The sequence below is a fragment of the Citrobacter sp. Cf072 genome (assembly GCF_030334485.1).
GTDB classification, from domain to species: Bacteria; Pseudomonadota; Gammaproteobacteria; order Enterobacterales; family Enterobacteriaceae; genus Citrobacter; species Citrobacter freundii.
In genome coordinates, this window is sequence record NZ_JAOWDX010000047.1 from 1,009,394 (window position 1) to 1,025,644 (window position 16,251).

Genomic DNA, 16,251 nt, shown 5'->3' on the forward strand with positions numbered 1-16,251 from the left:
GCTTTTTTTAGCCCTTCACCGACGCAACTTTACGCAACCGAAAACCAAACACATTGATATACAGCCCAGCCATGATCAGTAGCGCACCAAGTAGCTGTAATCCGCTAAGCGTTTCGTCCAGCAGTACGGCCGCACTCGCCAGACCGACAACCGGCACCAACAGCGATAGCGGCGCTACCCGCCAGGTCTCATAGCGTCCGAGTAACGAACCCCAGATGCCATAACCCACAATGGTCGCCACGAACGCCAGATACACCAGTGACAAAATGGTTGTCATATCTATCGCCACCAGACTTTGGGTAATTTGCGCTGGACCATCGAGAAGTAATGAGGCCAGGAAGAACGGAACAATGGGGATTAGCGCGCTCCATACCACCAACGACATAACGGCCGGACGCGATGTATGCTGCATGATTTTTTTGTTAAAGATATTGCCACAGGCCCAGCTTAGCGCCGCCGCCAGCGTCAGCATAAAACCGAGCATGCCAACATGCTGACCGTTCAGACTGGCTTCAATCAGTACCAGCACACCAAATACCGCCAGCGCAATTCCTACCAGCTGTTTACCCTGCAGACGTTCGCCAAAGGCGAATGCCCCCAGAATGATGGTGAAAAACGCCTGAGCCTGTAATACCAGAGAAGCTAACCCGGCAGGCATACCAAATTTGATGGCGCTGAAGAGAAACGCGAACTGTCCAAAACTAATTGTCAGGCCGTAGCCGAGTAAAAGCGAAAGCGGAATTTTCGGGCGGGCAACAAAAAAAATCGCCGGGAACGCCACCAACAAAAAGCGTAACCCTGCCAACATCAACGGCGGCATATTGTGCAAACCCACTTTAATGACAACAAAGTTCAGTCCCCAAACCACAACGACCAGTAACGCCAATAACCCGTCTTTACGCGACATACCACCGCCCCTGCAAATATTAAATTTTTGTAAACAAGTTAAAGTAACGGAAATCGTTGTACCGTAACAGATCATTAATTCAGGTAGGCCACACAGGGCATTTTCGGACAACTTATTGGGTGTACATCACACTTTTAGCATGCTATTTGTTTCTGATATCTAAAAAAAACATAAAAACATGCATTGTCGGGCAGGAAAATGAATATCTCTCTGAGAAGGTCCACTCTCGCGTTACTTGCGTCATCTTTGTTATTAACCATTGGTCGTGGCGCCACGCTGCCATTTATGACGATTTACCTCAGTCGACAGTATCAACTGAGCGTCGACCTGATCGGTTATGCGATGACGGTTGCACTGACCATAGGCGTCGTCTTCAGCCTTGGCTTTGGTATTCTGGCCGACAAGTTCGATAAAAAACGCTATATGTTGCTGGCTATCTGCGGCTTTGCCTCCGGCTTTATTGCTATTCCGCTGGTGCATAACGTCGTGATAGTGGTTTTGCTCTTTGCCCTGATCAACTGCGCCTACTCCGTCTTCGCCACGGTGCTGAAAGCCTGGTTTGCCGATAACTTGTCTGCGACCAACAAAACGAAAATTTTCTCACTTAACTATACCGTGCTGAACATCGGCTGGACCGTTGGTCCGCCGCTGGGTACGCTGCTGGTTATGCAAAGCATTAACCTGCCGTTCTGGCTGGCTGCCGCCTGTTCTGCGCTACCTCTGGTGTTTATCCAGACGTGGGTAAAACGTTCACCGGCAACCGCAGAAGGTTTAAATGCCGCTGTTTGGTCCCCTTCAGTACTGCTGCGCGACAGAGCATTATTCTGGTTTACGCTGTCAGCATTTTTGGCATCATTCGTTGGCGGTGCCTTTGCATCCTGTATTTCGCAATACGTTATGGTGGTTGCAAACGGCGATTTTGCCGAGAAAGTGGTGGCAGTCGTCCTGCCCGTCAACGCCGCCATCGTAGTATCACTGCAATACGCACTTGGTCGCAGGCTCACCGCCACGAATATCCGCCCGTTAATGACATTGGGTACAGTCTTCTTTGTCGTTGGCCTGGTTGGTTTCGCTTTCTCCGGCAACAGTCTGTTGTTATGGGGAATTTCTGCTGCCTTTTTCACTATCGGCGAAGTCATCTACGCGCCGGGTGAATACATGCTTATCGACAACATCGCGCCAGCAGGTATGAAAGCCAGCTATTTTTCCGCCCAGTCGTTAGGCTGGCTTGGCGCAGCGGTTAACCCATTAGTCAGCGGCGTCATTTTAACCACATTGCCACCATGGTCGCTGTTTGTGGCGCTGATAGTGGCGATCATTCTTGCCTGGGCGCTAATGATAAAAGGCATGCGCGCCAAACCCTGGGGCCAGACGGCGGTCTGCTAGTTATTATGTTCGCGACAGAGCCACAGTCGCTCTGTCGCATACCTCAGATAGCAACCAGTCCCCGAACGCCCTCGGACTCCATATTTTTACCGTCGCCGCTTTGAATAATGCTGCCCCGCGACATCAACAGGTATTTGTCGGCGAGCTGCTCGGCAAAATCATAGAACTGCTCCACCAGCAAAATGGCCATATCGCCGCGATGCGCCAGTTGGGAAATCACCTGACCAATCTCTTTAATCACCGAAGGCTGGATCCCCTCGGTAGGCTCATCAAGGATCAACAATTGCGGGCGACTTGCCAGTGCTCGCCCAATCGCCAGTTGCTGCTGCTGCCCGCCGGACAAATCTCCGCCCCGCCGATGCTTCATTTCCTGTAAAACCGGAAAGAGCGCGTAAATATCATCCGGCACATGTCGGGCCTCCGGTGCTGAAAAACGGGAAAGGCCGAGCAGCAGATTCTCTTCTACCGTCAAACGCGGAAAAATATCACGCCCCTGCGGGACATACGCCACACCGGCCCTGACCCGCTGATGCGGCTTCCATTGAGTGACATTTTTCTCCTGCCAGAGCACACTTCCGCTGCGGGCCGGAATAAGCCCCATCAGACACTTAAGTAGCGTTGTTTTCCCCACGCCGTTACGCCCCAGCAGACATGTCACCTCACCGATACGCGCTTCAAAGTTCACCCCGCGTAGAATATGGCTGCCACCATAATATTGATTGAGTTCTTTCACCTGCAGCATCTGCACTCCTTAACGCCCGAGATAAACTTCAATAACCTGCTCGTTGGCCTGCACTTCACGCAGACTCCCCTGAGCCAGGACACGTCCTTGATGTAATACTGTGACGCGATCTGCGATGGTTTCGACAAATCCCATATCGTGCTCAACAACCATCAGAGAGTGCTTACCGGCAAGCTGGCGAAACAGCTCCGCCGTGTATTCCGTTTCCGCATCCGTCATCCCCGCCGCGGGTTCATCCAGTAGCAGTAAATGCGGCTCCTGTACCAGCAGCATGCCAATTTCGAGAAACTGTTTTTGCCCATGCGAAAGCAGACCAGCGCGGCGGGCCCGCTCATTACCCAGCCGCAACAGCGCCAGTACTTCATCAATACGATCCCGTTGTTCGCCTGAGAGTCGTGCCCGTAGAGAACCCCAGACAGATTTATCATTTTTCAGCGCCAGCTCCAGGTTCTCTTCCACCGTTAATGCTTCAAATACCGTGGGCTTTTGAAATTTCCGACCAATCCCCTGACGCGCAATGGCAATGGGATCCAGCGTCGTTAAGTCGGTCGACTGATCGTATATCGCACGACCACTTTGCGGCCTGGTTTTGCCGGTAATGACATCCATTAACGTCGTTTTTCCGGCGCCGTTGGGCCCGATGATGCAACGCAGTTCCCCAACCCCAATATTGAGCGTGAGATCGGTTAGCGCCTGAAATCCATCGAAGTTAACGTTAATTTTTTCCATCAGTAGCACCGGATCAGTCTGGTTGCGAAACCGATCCCCCGGCATCTGGCGAGTAAATAGCCCTTCATCTGGTTGCATTATTTGTCACCCTTGCGAAACAGACCAATTACCCCTCGGGGTAAAAACAGCGTAACGCCAATAAAGATCAGGCCAAGAAACAGCTGCCAGTATTCCGGCATAATCACCGTAAACAGGCTTTTCGCACCGTTCACCAACACGGCGCCGAATACCGGGCCGATCAGGGTTCCACGTCCGCCGAGGGCAACCCAAATCGCCGCTTCAATCGAGTTGGTCGGCGACATTTCGCTGGGGTTAATGATCCCCACCTGCGGAACATACAGCGCCCCTGCCAGGCCGCACAGTACAGCGGAAAGCGTCCACACCAGTAACTTGAAACCTTTCGGATCGTAACCACAGAACATCAGACGGTTCTCTGCATCCCGCACGGCAGTCAAAATACGACCGAACTTACTGCGGGCCAGCGCCAGTCCCAGCCATAATGCCAGCACCAGCAGCATGACCGTCGCCAGAAACAGCGCGATACGGGTTGAGGTGGCGGTTACCGGGAATCCCAGAATGGTGGTAAAGCCGGTAAAACCGTTATTTCCCCCAAAACCCGTTTCGTTGCGAAAAAACAGCAGCATTCCTGCGAACGTCAGGGCCTGGGTCATGATAGAGAAATAGACCCCTTTGATTTTTGACCGAAAGGCAAACCAACCGAATACCAGCGCCAGCAGGCCAGGAACCAGAACGACCAGCAGGAGCGCCCAGATAAAATGTTGCGTCCCCCACCAAAACCACGGCAGCTCGCTCCACGACAGGAATGACATGAAGGCCGGTAATCCTTCGCCAGAGGCCTGGCGCATCAGGTACATTCCCATCGCATACCCTCCCAGCGCAAAGAAAATACCGTGTCCCAGCGAGAGCATGCCGGCATAGCCCCACACCAGATCCAGCGCGACCGCGACAATGGCATAACAGAGAATTTTCCCGGCCAGCGTTAGCGTCCACACCGATATCGCCAGCGGATGGTCCGCAGGTAACAGCGCAAGAAACGGCAGAATAATCAACGCCAGCAATAACCCCAGCCCCAGGATGCGCGTCGCGCGTGGCGCTTTACGCGCCAGCGTTAATGTCATTGGCATCGTCATCAGTCAATAACCCTCCCTTTTAGCGCGAACAACCCCTGCGGACGTTTCTGAATAAACAGAATAATCAGCACCAGAATCATGATTTTGCCTAGAACCGCCCCCACCTGAGGCTCCAGAATTTTATTGAAGATCCCCAGTCCAAACGCCGCGGCCACGCTCCCGGCGAGTTGTCCCACACCGCCCAGCACCACAACCAGAAACGAATCGATAATGTAGCTTTGCCCCAATTCCGGTCCTACGTTGCCCAACTGCGAGAGCGCTACGCCCCCCAGCCCGGCAATGCCTGAACCAAGGCCAAAGGCCAGCATATCGACGCGTCCGGTAGGTACGCCGCAGCAGGCCGCCATACTGCGATTTTGCGTCACGGCACGTACGCGCAGCCCCAGACGCGTTTTATTCAACAACAACCAGGTAAAAAACAGCACCAGAATGGCAAATCCAAGCACCACAATTCGGTTCCACGGTAAAATCAGATTGGCATAAACCTGAATTCCCCCTGAAAGCCATGCCGGATTGGCGACTTCCAGGTTTTGCGCGCCGAAGGACATACGCACCAACTGGATGAGCATCAGGCTGATCCCCCAGGTCGCCAGCAGCGTTTCGAGAGGACGCCCGTATAAATGGCGGATCACCCCGCGCTCAAGCAGCATTCCCACCGCTGCGGTAAGTAAAAAGGCAACCGGCAGCGCAATAACCGGATACCAGGCTAGCCATTGCGGGAAAAACTGGCTCATCAACTGTTGTACCATCCAGGTACAGTAAGCCCCGAGCATTAACATCTCGCCATGCGCCATATTAATGACGCCGAGTAATCCATAGGTTATAGCCAGACCCAATGCCGCCAGCAGCAAAATTGAGCCCAGCGATAGCCCCATAAAGGCCTGTCCAAGAAGGTCCCCAACCTTCATACGATGTGCGATGGAATTCAGGCTTTCGCCAGCGGCAGCACGCACGCGGGTATCGGGTTCATGTTCAGCCCGGGTGAATGGTTGCAGGCGCGCCTGAGTTTCAGGATCATTTGACGCCCCTAATAGTTCGATTGCCTGACGTCTGACCTCCGGCGAGGAACTGTTCAGCTGCAGATTTGCCAGTGCAATAGCCAGCGCGGATTTCACATCACCATTTGACTCCTGAGCCAGTCGTTGCTGTAAAAACGGCAGCATACCCGGCTGTGCCTCACGCTGTAATGTACGAGCTGCCTCTAACCTTAATGTGACACTGTCACTTAAAAGCTGATGAACGGCCTGCGTTCCTGCCACCAGATTACGCAGGCGGTTAGTCAGGCGAATTTTTTTTAGCTCGCCGTTTGGGGTTGTCGCTGTTCCTAACGGCTGTGCGTGCGAGCCGTTCATGATGAAGGTATTTTTCGCGTTATCAGTCAGCAGATGCTCCTCGCGCAACGCGTTGAGCATCGGCAAACGCTGAATGTCGGGATTGATCGACCACTGTTCGAGCAAGGCGGCCTGCTGAGTTCGATTTGCGGCTGTAAAGGTATCGGCATCTGATGCCTGCGCTATCCACGGCAAAAACCACGTCAGCAACAACACACCACGAATAAAGCGCATAGCTTTCATGAGCGTTCTCCAAAGCGTTACCCTCCCGCAGGAGGGCACACGATCAGTTGCTGGCGGTTTTCACAGGCTGTTCAGATTTTTTATCATTACCAGCGATGTACGGGCTCCACGGCTGGGCGCGGACTGGCTCATCGGTTTGCCACACCACGTTAAACTGGCCATTGCCCTCAATCTCGCCAATCATGACGGGTTTATGCAGGTGATGGTTGGTCGCATCCATGGTCAGGGTAAAGCCTGATGGCGCAGCGAAGGATTGCCCCGCCATTGCAGCGCGAACTTTATCCACATCGGTCGTTCCGGCTTTTTCTACCGCCTGCGCCCACATATGGAGGCCAACATACGTAGCTTCCATGGGGTCGTTTGTCACCACCGATTCAGCATTTGGTAATTTGTGCGCTTTGGCATACGCCCGGTAATCCGCGACAAACTTCTTGTTGGCAGCGTTATCGACGGACTCAAAGTAGTTCCAGGCTGCAAGGTTGCCCACCAGCGGTTTGGTATCAATACCGCGTAACTCCTCCTCACCCACGGAGAATGCCACCACAGGAACATCGGTAGCTTTCAGGCCCTGGTTGGCCAACTCTTTATAGAATGGAACGTTAGAATCGCCGTTGATGGTTGATACCACCGCCGTTTTTCCCCCTGCAGCGAATTTTTTAATACTGGCGACAATGGTCTGGTAATCGCTGTGTCCGAAAGGGGTGTACACCTCTTCGATGTCTTTATCGGCAACTCCTTTTGAGTGCAAAAAGGCGCGTAGAATTTTGTTGGTCGTGCGTGGATAAACATAATCCGTGCCCAGCAGGAAGAAGCGTTTCGCGCTGCCGCCGTCCTCACTCATCAGATACTCAACCGCAGGGATCGCCTGCTGGTTGGGGGCTGCGCCGGTATAGAAGACGTTAGGCGACATCTCCTCACCTTCATATTGCACTGGGTAAAACAGCAGACCGTTCAATTCTTCAAATACTGGTAGAACCGATTTACGCGAAACCGATGTCCAGCAGCCAAAAACTGCCGCTACCTTATCCTGACTCAGCAACTGCCTTGCTTTTTCAGCAAATAAGGGCCAGTTCGAGGCCGGGTCAACCACCACCGGTTCCAGCTTTTTACCCAACACCCCGCCCTGAGCATTAATTTCATCAATGGTCATCAACGCCACATCTTTTAGCGGCGTTTCGGATATGGCCATCGTGCCGGATAAAGAATGCATGATGCCAACCTTGATGGTGTCAGCTGCCTGAACGCTAAAACTCACGCCCATTGCTACAACAGAGGCAGAAAGTGCAAAAGCTTTTAAAAATGTACGACGCTGCATAGTTTCACTCCTGAAATTAAACTTGCTGAAAGCTCCGGTGCAGCCGGGCAGACAAAACGGTGCAAATTAAAGGTGTTCAGAAGTGATAAGGCAAAAAAGATGCCAGATATTAAAACATCATATAAAATCAACAGATTAGCATCTCGCGCACAAAAATCAGTATTACATTTTCCCGCCAAACGGGTTAATCAAACAAAAATTGAACCACCATGAGACAACCCTGCATTATAAACGTGCAACAATCTGTGTCAGCAGCACATTGTCATAACAGCGTCTCAGGGTTTAAAAACAGGGTTATTTGTGCGCAGATAAATGTGTCTCGTCACTATTATTTATTTTATTCGACGTGATCATGTCAAAAATTTACTTTTCAGCCGAAATAATCACACAGTTCAGTCTTTGTTTAAGATTGAATTGCTACTATAGTCATAAGCGAGGTGAACTTAAGGTAAGAGAGGAAACTCACAGATAAAGGAGCATTTACTATGCTGGGTAATATGAATATTTTTATGGCTGTTCTGGGAATTATTTTGTTTTCAGGCTTCCTGGCCGCGTATTTTAGCCACAGATGGGATGATTAATGAACGGAGATAGTCCTGAACCGACCCGGCCCCTTGTTGCGTAACTGCACAAGGGGCCATTTTTTTACCTGCATTGCCCTTCCGACACCTTTTCCCTGATTAGCAGATAAAAAAAACCGCCGGTTAAACCAGCGGTAAATGCTTGCATGGATAGATTTGTGTTTTGCTTTTATACGCTATCAGGCAATTCCCTGCGAAGATAACGGATAGTCAGCTAACCTATCATCGACAACCCCAATGAAAGTTAAACGAAACGCAACTACCTCAAACCGTTTTTCGAAAACTCACTCACTTATGGGATGCGAGGTCCCGTCATTGGTGTCCACCAACGCGATCCGCTCATTTTCATCCATAAACATGCAGCGATTCCTGCCGGTCTGTTTCCCCTGATACATCGCCCTGTCAGCCCGACCAAGCGCGGTATCCAGCGTTTCACCCGGTTGGACTCGGGTTATGCCTGCCGTCACCGTGATACCGATCTCTCCATCTGCGTAGGGAATTTTTTTCTGCCCAATCAGACGACAAAGTCGTAAACCCGCCTGGCATGCCTGCTCATCCGTTTTTGTTCTGATGATGATAATGAACTCTTCTCCACCGTAGCGGTACGCCACCTCATCATATCGCGTCCATGACAATAAATTTGATGCCAGAACCCGTAATACCAAGTCACCAACCAAATGGCCATAGGTATCGTTAACGTATTTAAAACGATCGATATCTAACAACAATATATAGAGATTAAGCGGTTCGGCATCGAGTAGTTGTTGGTCAAATGACTCATCAAGCATTCTTCTCCCGGGTAAACCCGTTAATACATCGATATTACTGCGGATATTCAATAAATATATCTTGTAGTCCATTACAGCAGACGTAAATGCCAATAGCGCGTCCTGGAAGCTATCGAAATGCCATGGATGGCTACGATTCTCCACTATTGCCAATAGCAACTCCTTTCCTATTACATGCATTTTTTCATGAGCAGAATAAATCTTGCTCACATAACTACTACCATCCTCATTGTTCAGCGATTGATCATTTATCCATTTCCCAAATCGACAAACAGAATGAGCGTTGTCACCCGTAATATCGGGATGAGTAACATCTGAGGACACTGCGCAGCGGAACATTTTTACCAGCCATTTGTAGTGGGCATCAATTGAGTTGTTCAACTCATTTATGATTGCATCTATTTCCGCTGTGTTTTTCATCATCACGGTTTCCTTCCCTGAATGAACACTTAGAACCGGGATTTTAACCATAAAAAAGAAAATTTATGTAAATTTAGTTATAGAAATCAATGGCGTTATAGCACTTGCCATTTATCGTAATAATTGATTTAATCCCCAATCAAAACAATAACAGACAGAAACTAATGAATAAAATAACTGATGATGGCGCTAAAATTTACACACCAATGACGCTAAAACTTTATGACTGGTGGGTGCTAGGAGTATCGAATCAATATGCCTGGAAGTGTCCGACCAGGGAACACCTTCTTCCCCATTTTCTCCAGCATTTGAGTAAATCACATCTGGATATTGGCGTTGGAACAGGATTTTATCCCTATCACGCACCTAACGGCTGTGTAATATCGCTAATGGATTTGAATGAAGCCAGCCTGGACGCTGCAGCATCAAGAATCGGGGAAGCGAAAATTCAGCGCAAAATTAAGCATGATGTGTTCGAATCTTACCCTACGGATTTGCACAATGAGTTTGATTCCATTTCCATGTTTTATCTCCTGCACTGCTTGCCTGGCAATATATCAGCAAAAGCCTGTGTGATAGAGAATGCCGCACGGGCTTTAACAGACACGGGTACGCTGTATGGCGCAACCATTCTTGGCGATGGTGTTATACACAACACTTTCGGAAAAAAACTCATGAGCATCTACAATAAGAAAGGTATTTTCTCAAACTCAGATGATTCTGAAGAGGGACTGAAACAGATTCTGTCAGCACATTTCGAACATGTTAATACGCAAGTAACCGGTACTGTAGCAATATTTTCAGCATCAGGTAAAAAATAGTATCCTGACATTATTAACTGACTGCCTGGACCAATACCATTAGGGAAAGGCAATAAAAAAAGTCAGATATTTAAACCCGCAAAAACCGGGCATCAAACCCGGTTCTTCTCACTATCTGAACAAACCTTACGCGCTCAAACCACGATGTTCCAGCATCGACTCAATTCGTAGTTCTCGTCCACTCCACTGGCGATAGAGTTCAGCTAAATCAGTGCTATTTCCGCGGGACAAAATCGCTTCGCGGAATTTCTGCCCGTTTTCACGGGTTAATCCGCCCTGCTCTACAAACCATTGATAACCGTCATCGGCCAGCATTTGCGTCCACAGATAGGCGTAATAACCCGCGGCATAACCGCCGCCGAAGATATGGGCAAAATAACTGCTGCGATAACGTGGTGGCACGGCCTTGAGATCCAAACCTTCTGCTGCCAGCGCCTGCTGTTCAAATTGATCGACCGAAAGAGATAACGCGCTATTTTCCAGACCGTGCCAGCGCATATCCAGCAATGCAGCACTGAGCAGTTCGGTCATGTCGTAACCTTTGTTAAACAGGCTGGCCTGCTGCATTTTATCTCGCAACGCCTGCGGCATTTGCTCCCCGGTAACAACATGACGAGCAAAACGAGCGAAGACCTGCGGATGACTCGCCCAGTGTTCGTTAATCTGCGAAGGAAATTCAACAAAATCACGCGGAGTGTTGGTCCCTGAAAGCGTGGCGTAACGCTGAGTGGCGAACAGACCGTGCAACGTGTGCCCAAACTCATGAAATAACGTAATAACATCATCCCACAATAACAATGCAGGCTGACCTTTTGCCGGTTTTTGATAATTACACACGTTGTAAATAACCGGTCGGGTTTCATTGAGTTGCGATTGCTCAACAAAATTGCCCATCCAGGCACCACCGCTTTTCGATTCCCGGGCAAAGAAATCGCCGTAAAATAACGCCAGACCTACACCATCGTGATCAAATATTTCCCATACCCTAACATCCGGGTGATAAACAGGAATGTCGAACCGTTCTATAAATTTTATGCCAAAGAGTTGATTGGCCGTCCAGAAAACGCCTTCGTTCAGCACCGTATCAAGGGCAAAGTAAGGTTTGAGCTGCGCCTCATCCAGAGCATATTTCTCACGACGAACCTGCTCAGCATAAAATGCCCAGTCCCAGGCCTCGACGTTAAATTGCCCCTGTTCGTGATTGATAACATTGTGGATTTCGGCCTGTTCATCTAATGCCCGAGCTCGCGCAGCAGGAACAATCGCGCGCATGAAAGTCAGTGCAGCTTCCGGTGTTTTTGCCATCTGGTCGGCAATTTTCCATGCAGCGTAATTGGCAAAACCGAGTAGTTTCGCCTGCTGCATCCGGATCTCGACCAGTCGCTGAATAATAGCCCGAGTATCGTTAGCGTCATTGTTTTCTGCTCTCGTCCATGCGCGGGTGAACAGACTTTCACGGGTATGGCGATCGCGTAACGCCGCAAGCGCTGGTTGCTGAGTCGTGTTCAATAACGGGATAACCCAACGCGCGTCGAGCCCTTTCTCCCTTGCAGCTTCAGCGGCAACGGCAATTTCCTCAGCGCTGAGTCCCTCCAGATAACGTGCATCATCCACGACCAGAGCACCGGACTTGTTCGCTGCCAGCAGCCGTTGGTTAAACTGGCTGGTCAGCGTGGCGGACTCTGTATTGAGCGCTTTAAGGTTCGCTTTATCAGTCTCATTCAGACATGCGCCGGCCAGTACAAAACGCTGGTGGATGACCTCCAGCAAGCGTAATGATTCGCTTTCCAGCCTCAGAGAACCTCTCCGTTGCCAGACAGCGTCAACGCGCGAGAAGAGTGATTCATTGAGATAGATATCATTGGCAAGGCTCGCCAGTTCCGCGGAAAACTCTTCGTCAAGGTGCTGTAGTTCATCGTTGGTGTGCGCCGCCGTCATCGCGAAGAAAACGCTGGTTACGCGTGTCAACAAAGCGCCGCTTTGTTCAAGCGCCAGCAACGTATTGGCAAAATCAGGGGCTAGCGGGTTTTGCACAATCGCCTCGATCTCTGCACGTTTTTGCCGCACGCCTTCATCGAACGCTGGGCGATAGTGCTGCACCTCTATCTGATCAAACTGCGGGGCCTTATACGGCAACGTGCTGTGACGTAAAAAAGGATTCGTTAACGACATTTTTCACTCCTGAAAACGATTTGTTTACCAGAGTAGACTTCCCAGGAATCAACCGCAATCGCGTTACGCAGGAATAGCTCTGAACGGAAATGACGTGCTATGGTAGTACTACATAAAAAGCGTTGAGGAACAGTGAGATGATCGTTTTAGTAACCGGAGCAACCGCAGGTTTTGGTGAGTGCATTACGCGTCGTTTTATTGAGAATGGGCATAAAGTTATTGCCACCGGACGCCGCCAGGAGCGCCTGCAGGAACTGAAAGAGGAATTGGGTGACCGCCTCTATACCGCGCAACTGGACGTACGTAATCGTGCATCAATTGAAGAGATGCTGGACGCCCTCCCTGCTGAATGGCGCAATATTGATGTTCTGGTCAACAACGCAGGTCTGGCGCTGGGCCTTGAGCCTGCCCATAAGGCCAGCGTTGAAGACTGGGAAAATATGATCGACACCAACAACAAGGGGCTGGTTTATATGACCCGTGCCGTTCTGCCAGGCATGGTTGAACGCAACCGCGGTCATATTATCAATATCGGTTCTACAGCGGGCAGTTGGCCATACGCTGGCGGTAACGTCTACGGTGCGACCAAAGCATTTGTTCGCCAGTTTAGCCTGAATTTACGTACTGATTTACACGGCACTGCCATTCGCGTTACCGACATCGAACCGGGTCTGGTTGGCGGTACGGAATTCTCTAATGTCCGTTTCAAAGGTGATGATGCCAAAGCTGAAAAAGCCTACGAAAATACCACGGCGCTGACCCCGCAAGATGTCACAGAAGCGGTATGGTGGGTGGCTTCTTTACCGGCTCATGTCAATATCAACACCCTTGAAATGATGCCTGTCACACAGTCTTTTGCCGGGCTGAGTATTCATCGGAGCTAATTTATCTGCCCGGCCTTGCGCCGGGTATAGATAGCCTGAAAGAAGTGATAAAATATCCGGGTTAACTCTCTAAAAAGTAAGAATGAATGACCGTAGAAACGCAGCTCAACCCTACACAGCCAGTAAATCAACAGATTTACCGTATTCTTCGCCGTGATATCGTGCATTGTCTGATAGCACCCGGTACACCGCTGTCTGAGAAAGAGGTTTCCGTACGCTTTAATGTGTCACGCCAGCCGGTACGAGAAGCATTCATCAAACTGGCAGAAAACGGTCTGATTCAGATCCGCCCACAGCGTGGCAGCTATGTGAACAAGATTTCGCTGTCGCAGGTGCAAAATGGTTGTTTTGTCCGCCAGGCGATTGAATGTGCCGTGGTACGCCGCGCCGCATCGCTGATCAACGACCAACAGTGCTATCAGCTTGAACAAAATTTGCATCAGCAGCGCATAGCAATTGACCGAAAACAGATCAATGATTTCTTCCAGCTTGATGATGAGTTTCATCAGAAACTGGCTTTAATCGCCGAGTGCCAACTCGCCTGGGATACCGTTGAGAATATAAAGGCTACAATTGACCGCGTTCGTTATATGAGCCTGGATCATATTTCCCCGCCTGAAATGCTGTTACGCCAGCATCACGATATCTTTGCCGCCCTTGAGAAACATGATGGCGATGCGGTCGAGCGCGCAATGATGCTCCATCTCCAGGAAATTGGTGAGTCCGTTCAGCTTATTCGTCAGGAAAATAGCGACTGGTTCAGCGAAGATTAATACTACGCTCGCCTCACACCGGGGTGAGTTTCTCCTGCGTTTTCCCCTCTCCTGCATAACTGCATAAAAAAAGCTGTGATTTTGATCGAAAACAAAAAAAATCCTTAACGAGAAGCGTATTTATATTGCGCCCGTTACGTGGGACTAAAAGCCCACGGGCTTTGACGGTAAGTTGGAAAGGAGAAAACACCATGAAAACATACGATCGTAACCGTAACGCAATCACCACTGGCAGCCGCGTCATGATCAGCGACACCGGGCTCACAGGCCGCATTACAGCGATAGATACCGATGGCCTGACCGCTGAGCAGATTCGCCGCGGAAAAACAGTGGAAATCGAAGGGTGTGAAGGCAAATATGCCCCCCTCGAGCTGATTCGTTTAGGCATGAACTAATTGGTGTGAATGCCAGAAAACACAGCGCCATCTGGCCCGTTGAAAGCCAGATGGCGACATAAAACATAATCTTCGTTATTTCAGTTTTGCTGCATACTTCGCAACCGTCGCTTTCGCCCCTTCAGCCAGTAAAGCAAGATATGCTTGTGTAACCTGGTTTTTGAACAATTCAACCTGCGGCAGTTCACGACCAAAGATAGCATCGATCGCCAGCAGCGCCTGAACGCGCTCTTCGCCCTCGTTACTGCTACGCACCGCATTCTGGATCACGGGCAACAGCGGATCGCTAATTTCAATCGCCTGGCCCTGCTCATCCACACCGCCGACGTAGCGCATCCAGCCCGCCACGCCCAGCGCCAGTAAATCAAAGTGACTGCCGTTAACAATGTGCCAACGAACGGAATCAAGCATACGCTGCGGCAATTTTTGGCTTCCGTCCATAGCAATCTGCCAGGTACGATGACGCAGTGCCGGGTTGCTGTAACGCTCAATTAACAGATCGGCATAACGCTGTAGATCTACACCTTTTACTTTCAGCGTGGGTGCTTGTTCCTGCAACATCAGCGCACGAGCTGCAAGACGATAGCTTTCATCGTCCATACAATCATTAATGTGTTGATAACCGGCCAGATAACCAAGATAAGCCAGGAAAGAGTGGCTGCCGTTGAGCATACGCAGTTTCATCTCTTCAAACGGAATGACATCTGCCACCAGCTCCGCTCCTGCCTTCTCCCATTCAGGGCGACCGGAAACAAAGTTATCTTCGATAACCCACTGACGGAAAGGCTCACATGCCACACCTGCCGGGTCGCGTACGCCAGTGATGTGTTCAATTTTGTCCAGAGTCTCTGGGGTAACTGCCGGGACAATTCGGTCAACCATAGTCGACGGGAACGTCACATGTTGTTCGATCCACGCAGCCAGTTCTTCATCCACCGCTCTGGCATACGCGGTGACAACATTACGCATTACATGACCGTTTTCAGGCATGTTGTCGCAGGACATCACAGTAAAGGCGGCTAAACCTGCCGCTTTGCGGCGTGCCAAAGCCTCAACCACTACGCCTGGCGCAGTTTTTGGCTGTTTTGGGTTTTGCAGATCGGCGGCAATCATTGGATTGTCTAACATCAGTTCACCGGTCGCCGGGGAATGGCAGTATCCTTTCTCCGTTATGGTCAGGGAAACGATCGCGACTTGTGGTTCACACATCGCTGCCAGTACGCTTTCCAGACCATCAACCTGTGCATGCAATGCATTTTTCACCACGCCCACGACTCTCGCAGTCCAGGCATCAGCAGACATCTCTGCAACGGTATACAGATTATCTTGCTGTTTCAGATCGAAAATCTGCTGCTCGCCGCCAATCAGATTCACTTCGCAGTAGCCCCAGTCACTGCCGTGGTCTGCAGCCAAAATGTCAGCGTAAACCCCCTGATGTGCGCGGTGAAACGCGCCAAACCCCAGATGAACAATACGCGGAACCAGTTTTGTACGATCGTAGTCAGGAAGTGCAGCCTTTGCCGCTAAGAGCTTGTTTTGCATGGTATGGCCTACTTATAAATGAAATCAGGACTGTTCCAGAGTAACGCCTGTATGGTTGTATGTTTTGATTT

The 16,251-nt window shown here is 50.3% G+C and carries 15 protein-coding genes; 6 read left to right on the top strand and 9 right to left on the bottom strand.

Going from position 1 to position 16,251, the window contains the following annotated elements:
* Nucleotides 1–7: 7 nt before the first annotated feature.
* Complete coding sequence (gene eamA, locus OGX66_RS23575; protein ID WP_102190900.1) at nt 8–907, bottom strand: O-acetylserine/cysteine exporter; 900 nt, start codon at nt 905–907, stop codon at nt 8–10.
* A gap of 198 nt (nt 908–1,105) precedes the next feature.
* On the opposite strand from eamA, the gene ydeE reads away from it, so the two are divergent.
* On the top strand, nt 1,106–2,293 hold the full coding sequence (gene ydeE, locus OGX66_RS23580; RefSeq protein WP_121571729.1) for an efflux MFS transporter YdeE: 1,188 nt from the start codon (nt 1,106–1,108) through the stop codon (nt 2,291–2,293).
* 43 nt (nt 2,294–2,336) lie between these two features.
* Here ydeE and urtE read toward each other — a convergent pair whose 3' ends face one another.
* The 5 genes from urtE to urtA are packed head-to-tail and all read right to left on the bottom strand — an operon-like array spanning nt 2,337 to nt 7,804.
* On the bottom strand, nt 2,337–3,035 hold the full coding sequence (gene urtE / locus OGX66_RS23585; RefSeq protein WP_054528371.1) for an urea ABC transporter ATP-binding subunit UrtE: 699 nt from the start codon (nt 3,033–3,035) through the stop codon (nt 2,337–2,339).
* A 9-nt stretch (nt 3,036–3,044) separates the two neighbouring features.
* Complete coding sequence (gene urtD, locus OGX66_RS23590; protein ID WP_049002668.1) at nt 3,045–3,842, bottom strand: urea ABC transporter ATP-binding protein UrtD; 798 nt, start codon at nt 3,840–3,842, stop codon at nt 3,045–3,047.
* Complete coding sequence (urtC, locus tag OGX66_RS23595) at nt 3,842–4,915, bottom strand: urea ABC transporter permease subunit UrtC (RefSeq protein ID WP_044712398.1); 1,074 nt, start codon at nt 4,913–4,915, stop codon at nt 3,842–3,844. The genes urtD and urtC overlap by 1 nt, the downstream gene beginning before the upstream one ends.
* Nucleotides 4,915–6,489 carry an urea ABC transporter permease subunit UrtB gene (gene urtB, locus OGX66_RS23600; protein WP_171862737.1) on the bottom strand — a complete coding sequence of 525 codons (1,575 nt, stop codon included), beginning with the start codon at nt 6,487–6,489 and terminating at the stop codon, nt 4,915–4,917. The genes urtC and urtB overlap by 1 nt, the downstream gene beginning before the upstream one ends.
* Nucleotides 6,490–6,532: 43 nt before the next feature.
* Nucleotides 6,533–7,804 carry an urea ABC transporter substrate-binding protein gene (gene urtA, locus OGX66_RS23605; RefSeq protein ID WP_003032408.1) on the bottom strand — a complete coding sequence of 424 codons (1,272 nt, stop codon included), beginning with the start codon at nt 7,802–7,804 and terminating at the stop codon, nt 6,533–6,535.
* Nucleotides 7,805–8,289: 485 nt separating this feature from the next.
* Here urtA and mgtS point away from each other — a divergent pair, with 485 nt between their 5' ends.
* Nucleotides 8,290–8,385, top strand: a complete 96-nt coding sequence (mgtS, locus tag OGX66_RS23610; protein WP_003032406.1) for a protein MgtS — start codon at nt 8,290–8,292, stop codon at nt 8,383–8,385.
* Between the two features lie 284 nt (nt 8,386–8,669).
* On the opposite strand, the gene OGX66_RS23615 is transcribed toward mgtS, so the two are convergent.
* The gene (locus OGX66_RS23615; protein ID WP_138828522.1) at nt 8,670–9,596 is read right to left on the bottom strand and encodes a diguanylate cyclase; all 927 of its coding nucleotides are present in this window, start codon (nt 9,594–9,596) and stop codon (nt 8,670–8,672) included.
* Nucleotides 9,597–9,757: 161 nt separating this feature from the next.
* Between OGX66_RS23615 and OGX66_RS23620 the strand changes: the two genes are divergently transcribed.
* A complete protein-coding gene (locus OGX66_RS23620; RefSeq protein ID WP_061549091.1) occupies nt 9,758–10,414 on the top strand; it encodes a class I SAM-dependent methyltransferase in 657 nt (218 codons plus the stop codon).
* A gap of 126 nt (nt 10,415–10,540) precedes the next feature.
* Here the strand turns inward: OGX66_RS23620 and dcp are convergent, their stop codons facing one another.
* On the bottom strand, nt 10,541–12,586 hold the full coding sequence (gene dcp, locus OGX66_RS23625; RefSeq protein WP_270921810.1) for a peptidyl-dipeptidase Dcp: 2,046 nt from the start codon (nt 12,584–12,586) through the stop codon (nt 10,541–10,543).
* Nucleotides 12,587–12,723: 137 nt separating this feature from the next.
* Between dcp and ydfG the strand changes: the two genes are divergently transcribed.
* From ydfG to ydfZ, 3 genes are all read left to right on the top strand, one after another.
* On the top strand, nt 12,724–13,470 hold the full coding sequence (gene ydfG / locus OGX66_RS23630; RefSeq protein ID WP_003032398.1) for a bifunctional NADP-dependent 3-hydroxy acid dehydrogenase/3-hydroxypropionate dehydrogenase YdfG: 747 nt from the start codon (nt 12,724–12,726) through the stop codon (nt 13,468–13,470).
* An 86-nt stretch (nt 13,471–13,556) separates the two neighbouring features.
* Nucleotides 13,557–14,243: a GntR family transcriptional regulator gene (locus tag OGX66_RS23635; RefSeq protein ID WP_003032396.1), complete on the top strand. Its 687-nt coding sequence runs from the start codon at nt 13,557–13,559 to the stop codon at nt 14,241–14,243.
* 191 nt (nt 14,244–14,434) lie between these two features.
* Nucleotides 14,435–14,638: a putative selenium delivery protein YdfZ gene (ydfZ, locus tag OGX66_RS23640; protein ID WP_003032393.1), complete on the top strand. Its 204-nt coding sequence runs from the start codon at nt 14,435–14,437 to the stop codon at nt 14,636–14,638.
* A gap of 75 nt (nt 14,639–14,713) precedes the next feature.
* Here the strand turns inward: ydfZ and OGX66_RS23645 are convergent, their stop codons facing one another.
* Nucleotides 14,714–16,180 carry a mannitol dehydrogenase family protein gene (locus tag OGX66_RS23645; RefSeq protein WP_136345954.1) on the bottom strand — a complete coding sequence of 489 codons (1,467 nt, stop codon included), beginning with the start codon at nt 16,178–16,180 and terminating at the stop codon, nt 14,714–14,716.
* Between the last annotated feature and the right edge of the window lie 71 nt (nt 16,181–16,251).

Coding starts and splice junctions, on each gene's coding strand:
- urtC (WP_044712398.1), bottom strand. CDS start 4,915: ATGACGATGCCAATGACATTAACGCTGGCGCGTAAAGCGCCACGCGCG.
- OGX66_RS23615 (WP_138828522.1), bottom strand. CDS start 9,596: ATGATGAAAAACACAGCGGAAATAGATGCAATCATAAATGAGTTGAAC.
- ydeE (WP_121571729.1), top strand. CDS start 1,106: ATGAATATCTCTCTGAGAAGGTCCACTCTCGCGTTACTTGCGTCATCT.
- ydfZ (WP_003032393.1), top strand. CDS start 14,435: ATGAAAACATACGATCGTAACCGTAACGCAATCACCACTGGCAGCCGC.
- urtD (WP_049002668.1), bottom strand. CDS start 3,842: ATGCAACCAGATGAAGGGCTATTTACTCGCCAGATGCCGGGGGATCGG.
- OGX66_RS23645 (WP_136345954.1), bottom strand. CDS start 16,180: ATGCAAAACAAGCTCTTAGCGGCAAAGGCTGCACTTCCTGACTACGAT.
- eamA (WP_102190900.1), bottom strand. CDS start 907: ATGTCGCGTAAAGACGGGTTATTGGCGTTACTGGTCGTTGTGGTTTGG.
- dcp (WP_270921810.1), bottom strand. CDS start 12,586: ATGTCGTTAACGAATCCTTTTTTACGTCACAGCACGTTGCCGTATAAG.
- urtA (WP_003032408.1), bottom strand. CDS start 7,804: ATGCAGCGTCGTACATTTTTAAAAGCTTTTGCACTTTCTGCCTCTGTT.
- mgtS (WP_003032406.1), top strand. CDS start 8,290: ATGCTGGGTAATATGAATATTTTTATGGCTGTTCTGGGAATTATTTTG.
- OGX66_RS23635 (WP_003032396.1), top strand. CDS start 13,557: ATGACCGTAGAAACGCAGCTCAACCCTACACAGCCAGTAAATCAACAG.
- urtE (WP_054528371.1), bottom strand. CDS start 3,035: ATGCTGCAGGTGAAAGAACTCAATCAATATTATGGTGGCAGCCATATT.
- ydfG (WP_003032398.1), top strand. CDS start 12,724: ATGATCGTTTTAGTAACCGGAGCAACCGCAGGTTTTGGTGAGTGCATT.
- OGX66_RS23620 (WP_061549091.1), top strand. CDS start 9,758: ATGAATAAAATAACTGATGATGGCGCTAAAATTTACACACCAATGACG.
- urtB (WP_171862737.1), bottom strand. CDS start 6,489: ATGAAAGCTATGCGCTTTATTCGTGGTGTGTTGTTGCTGACGTGGTTT.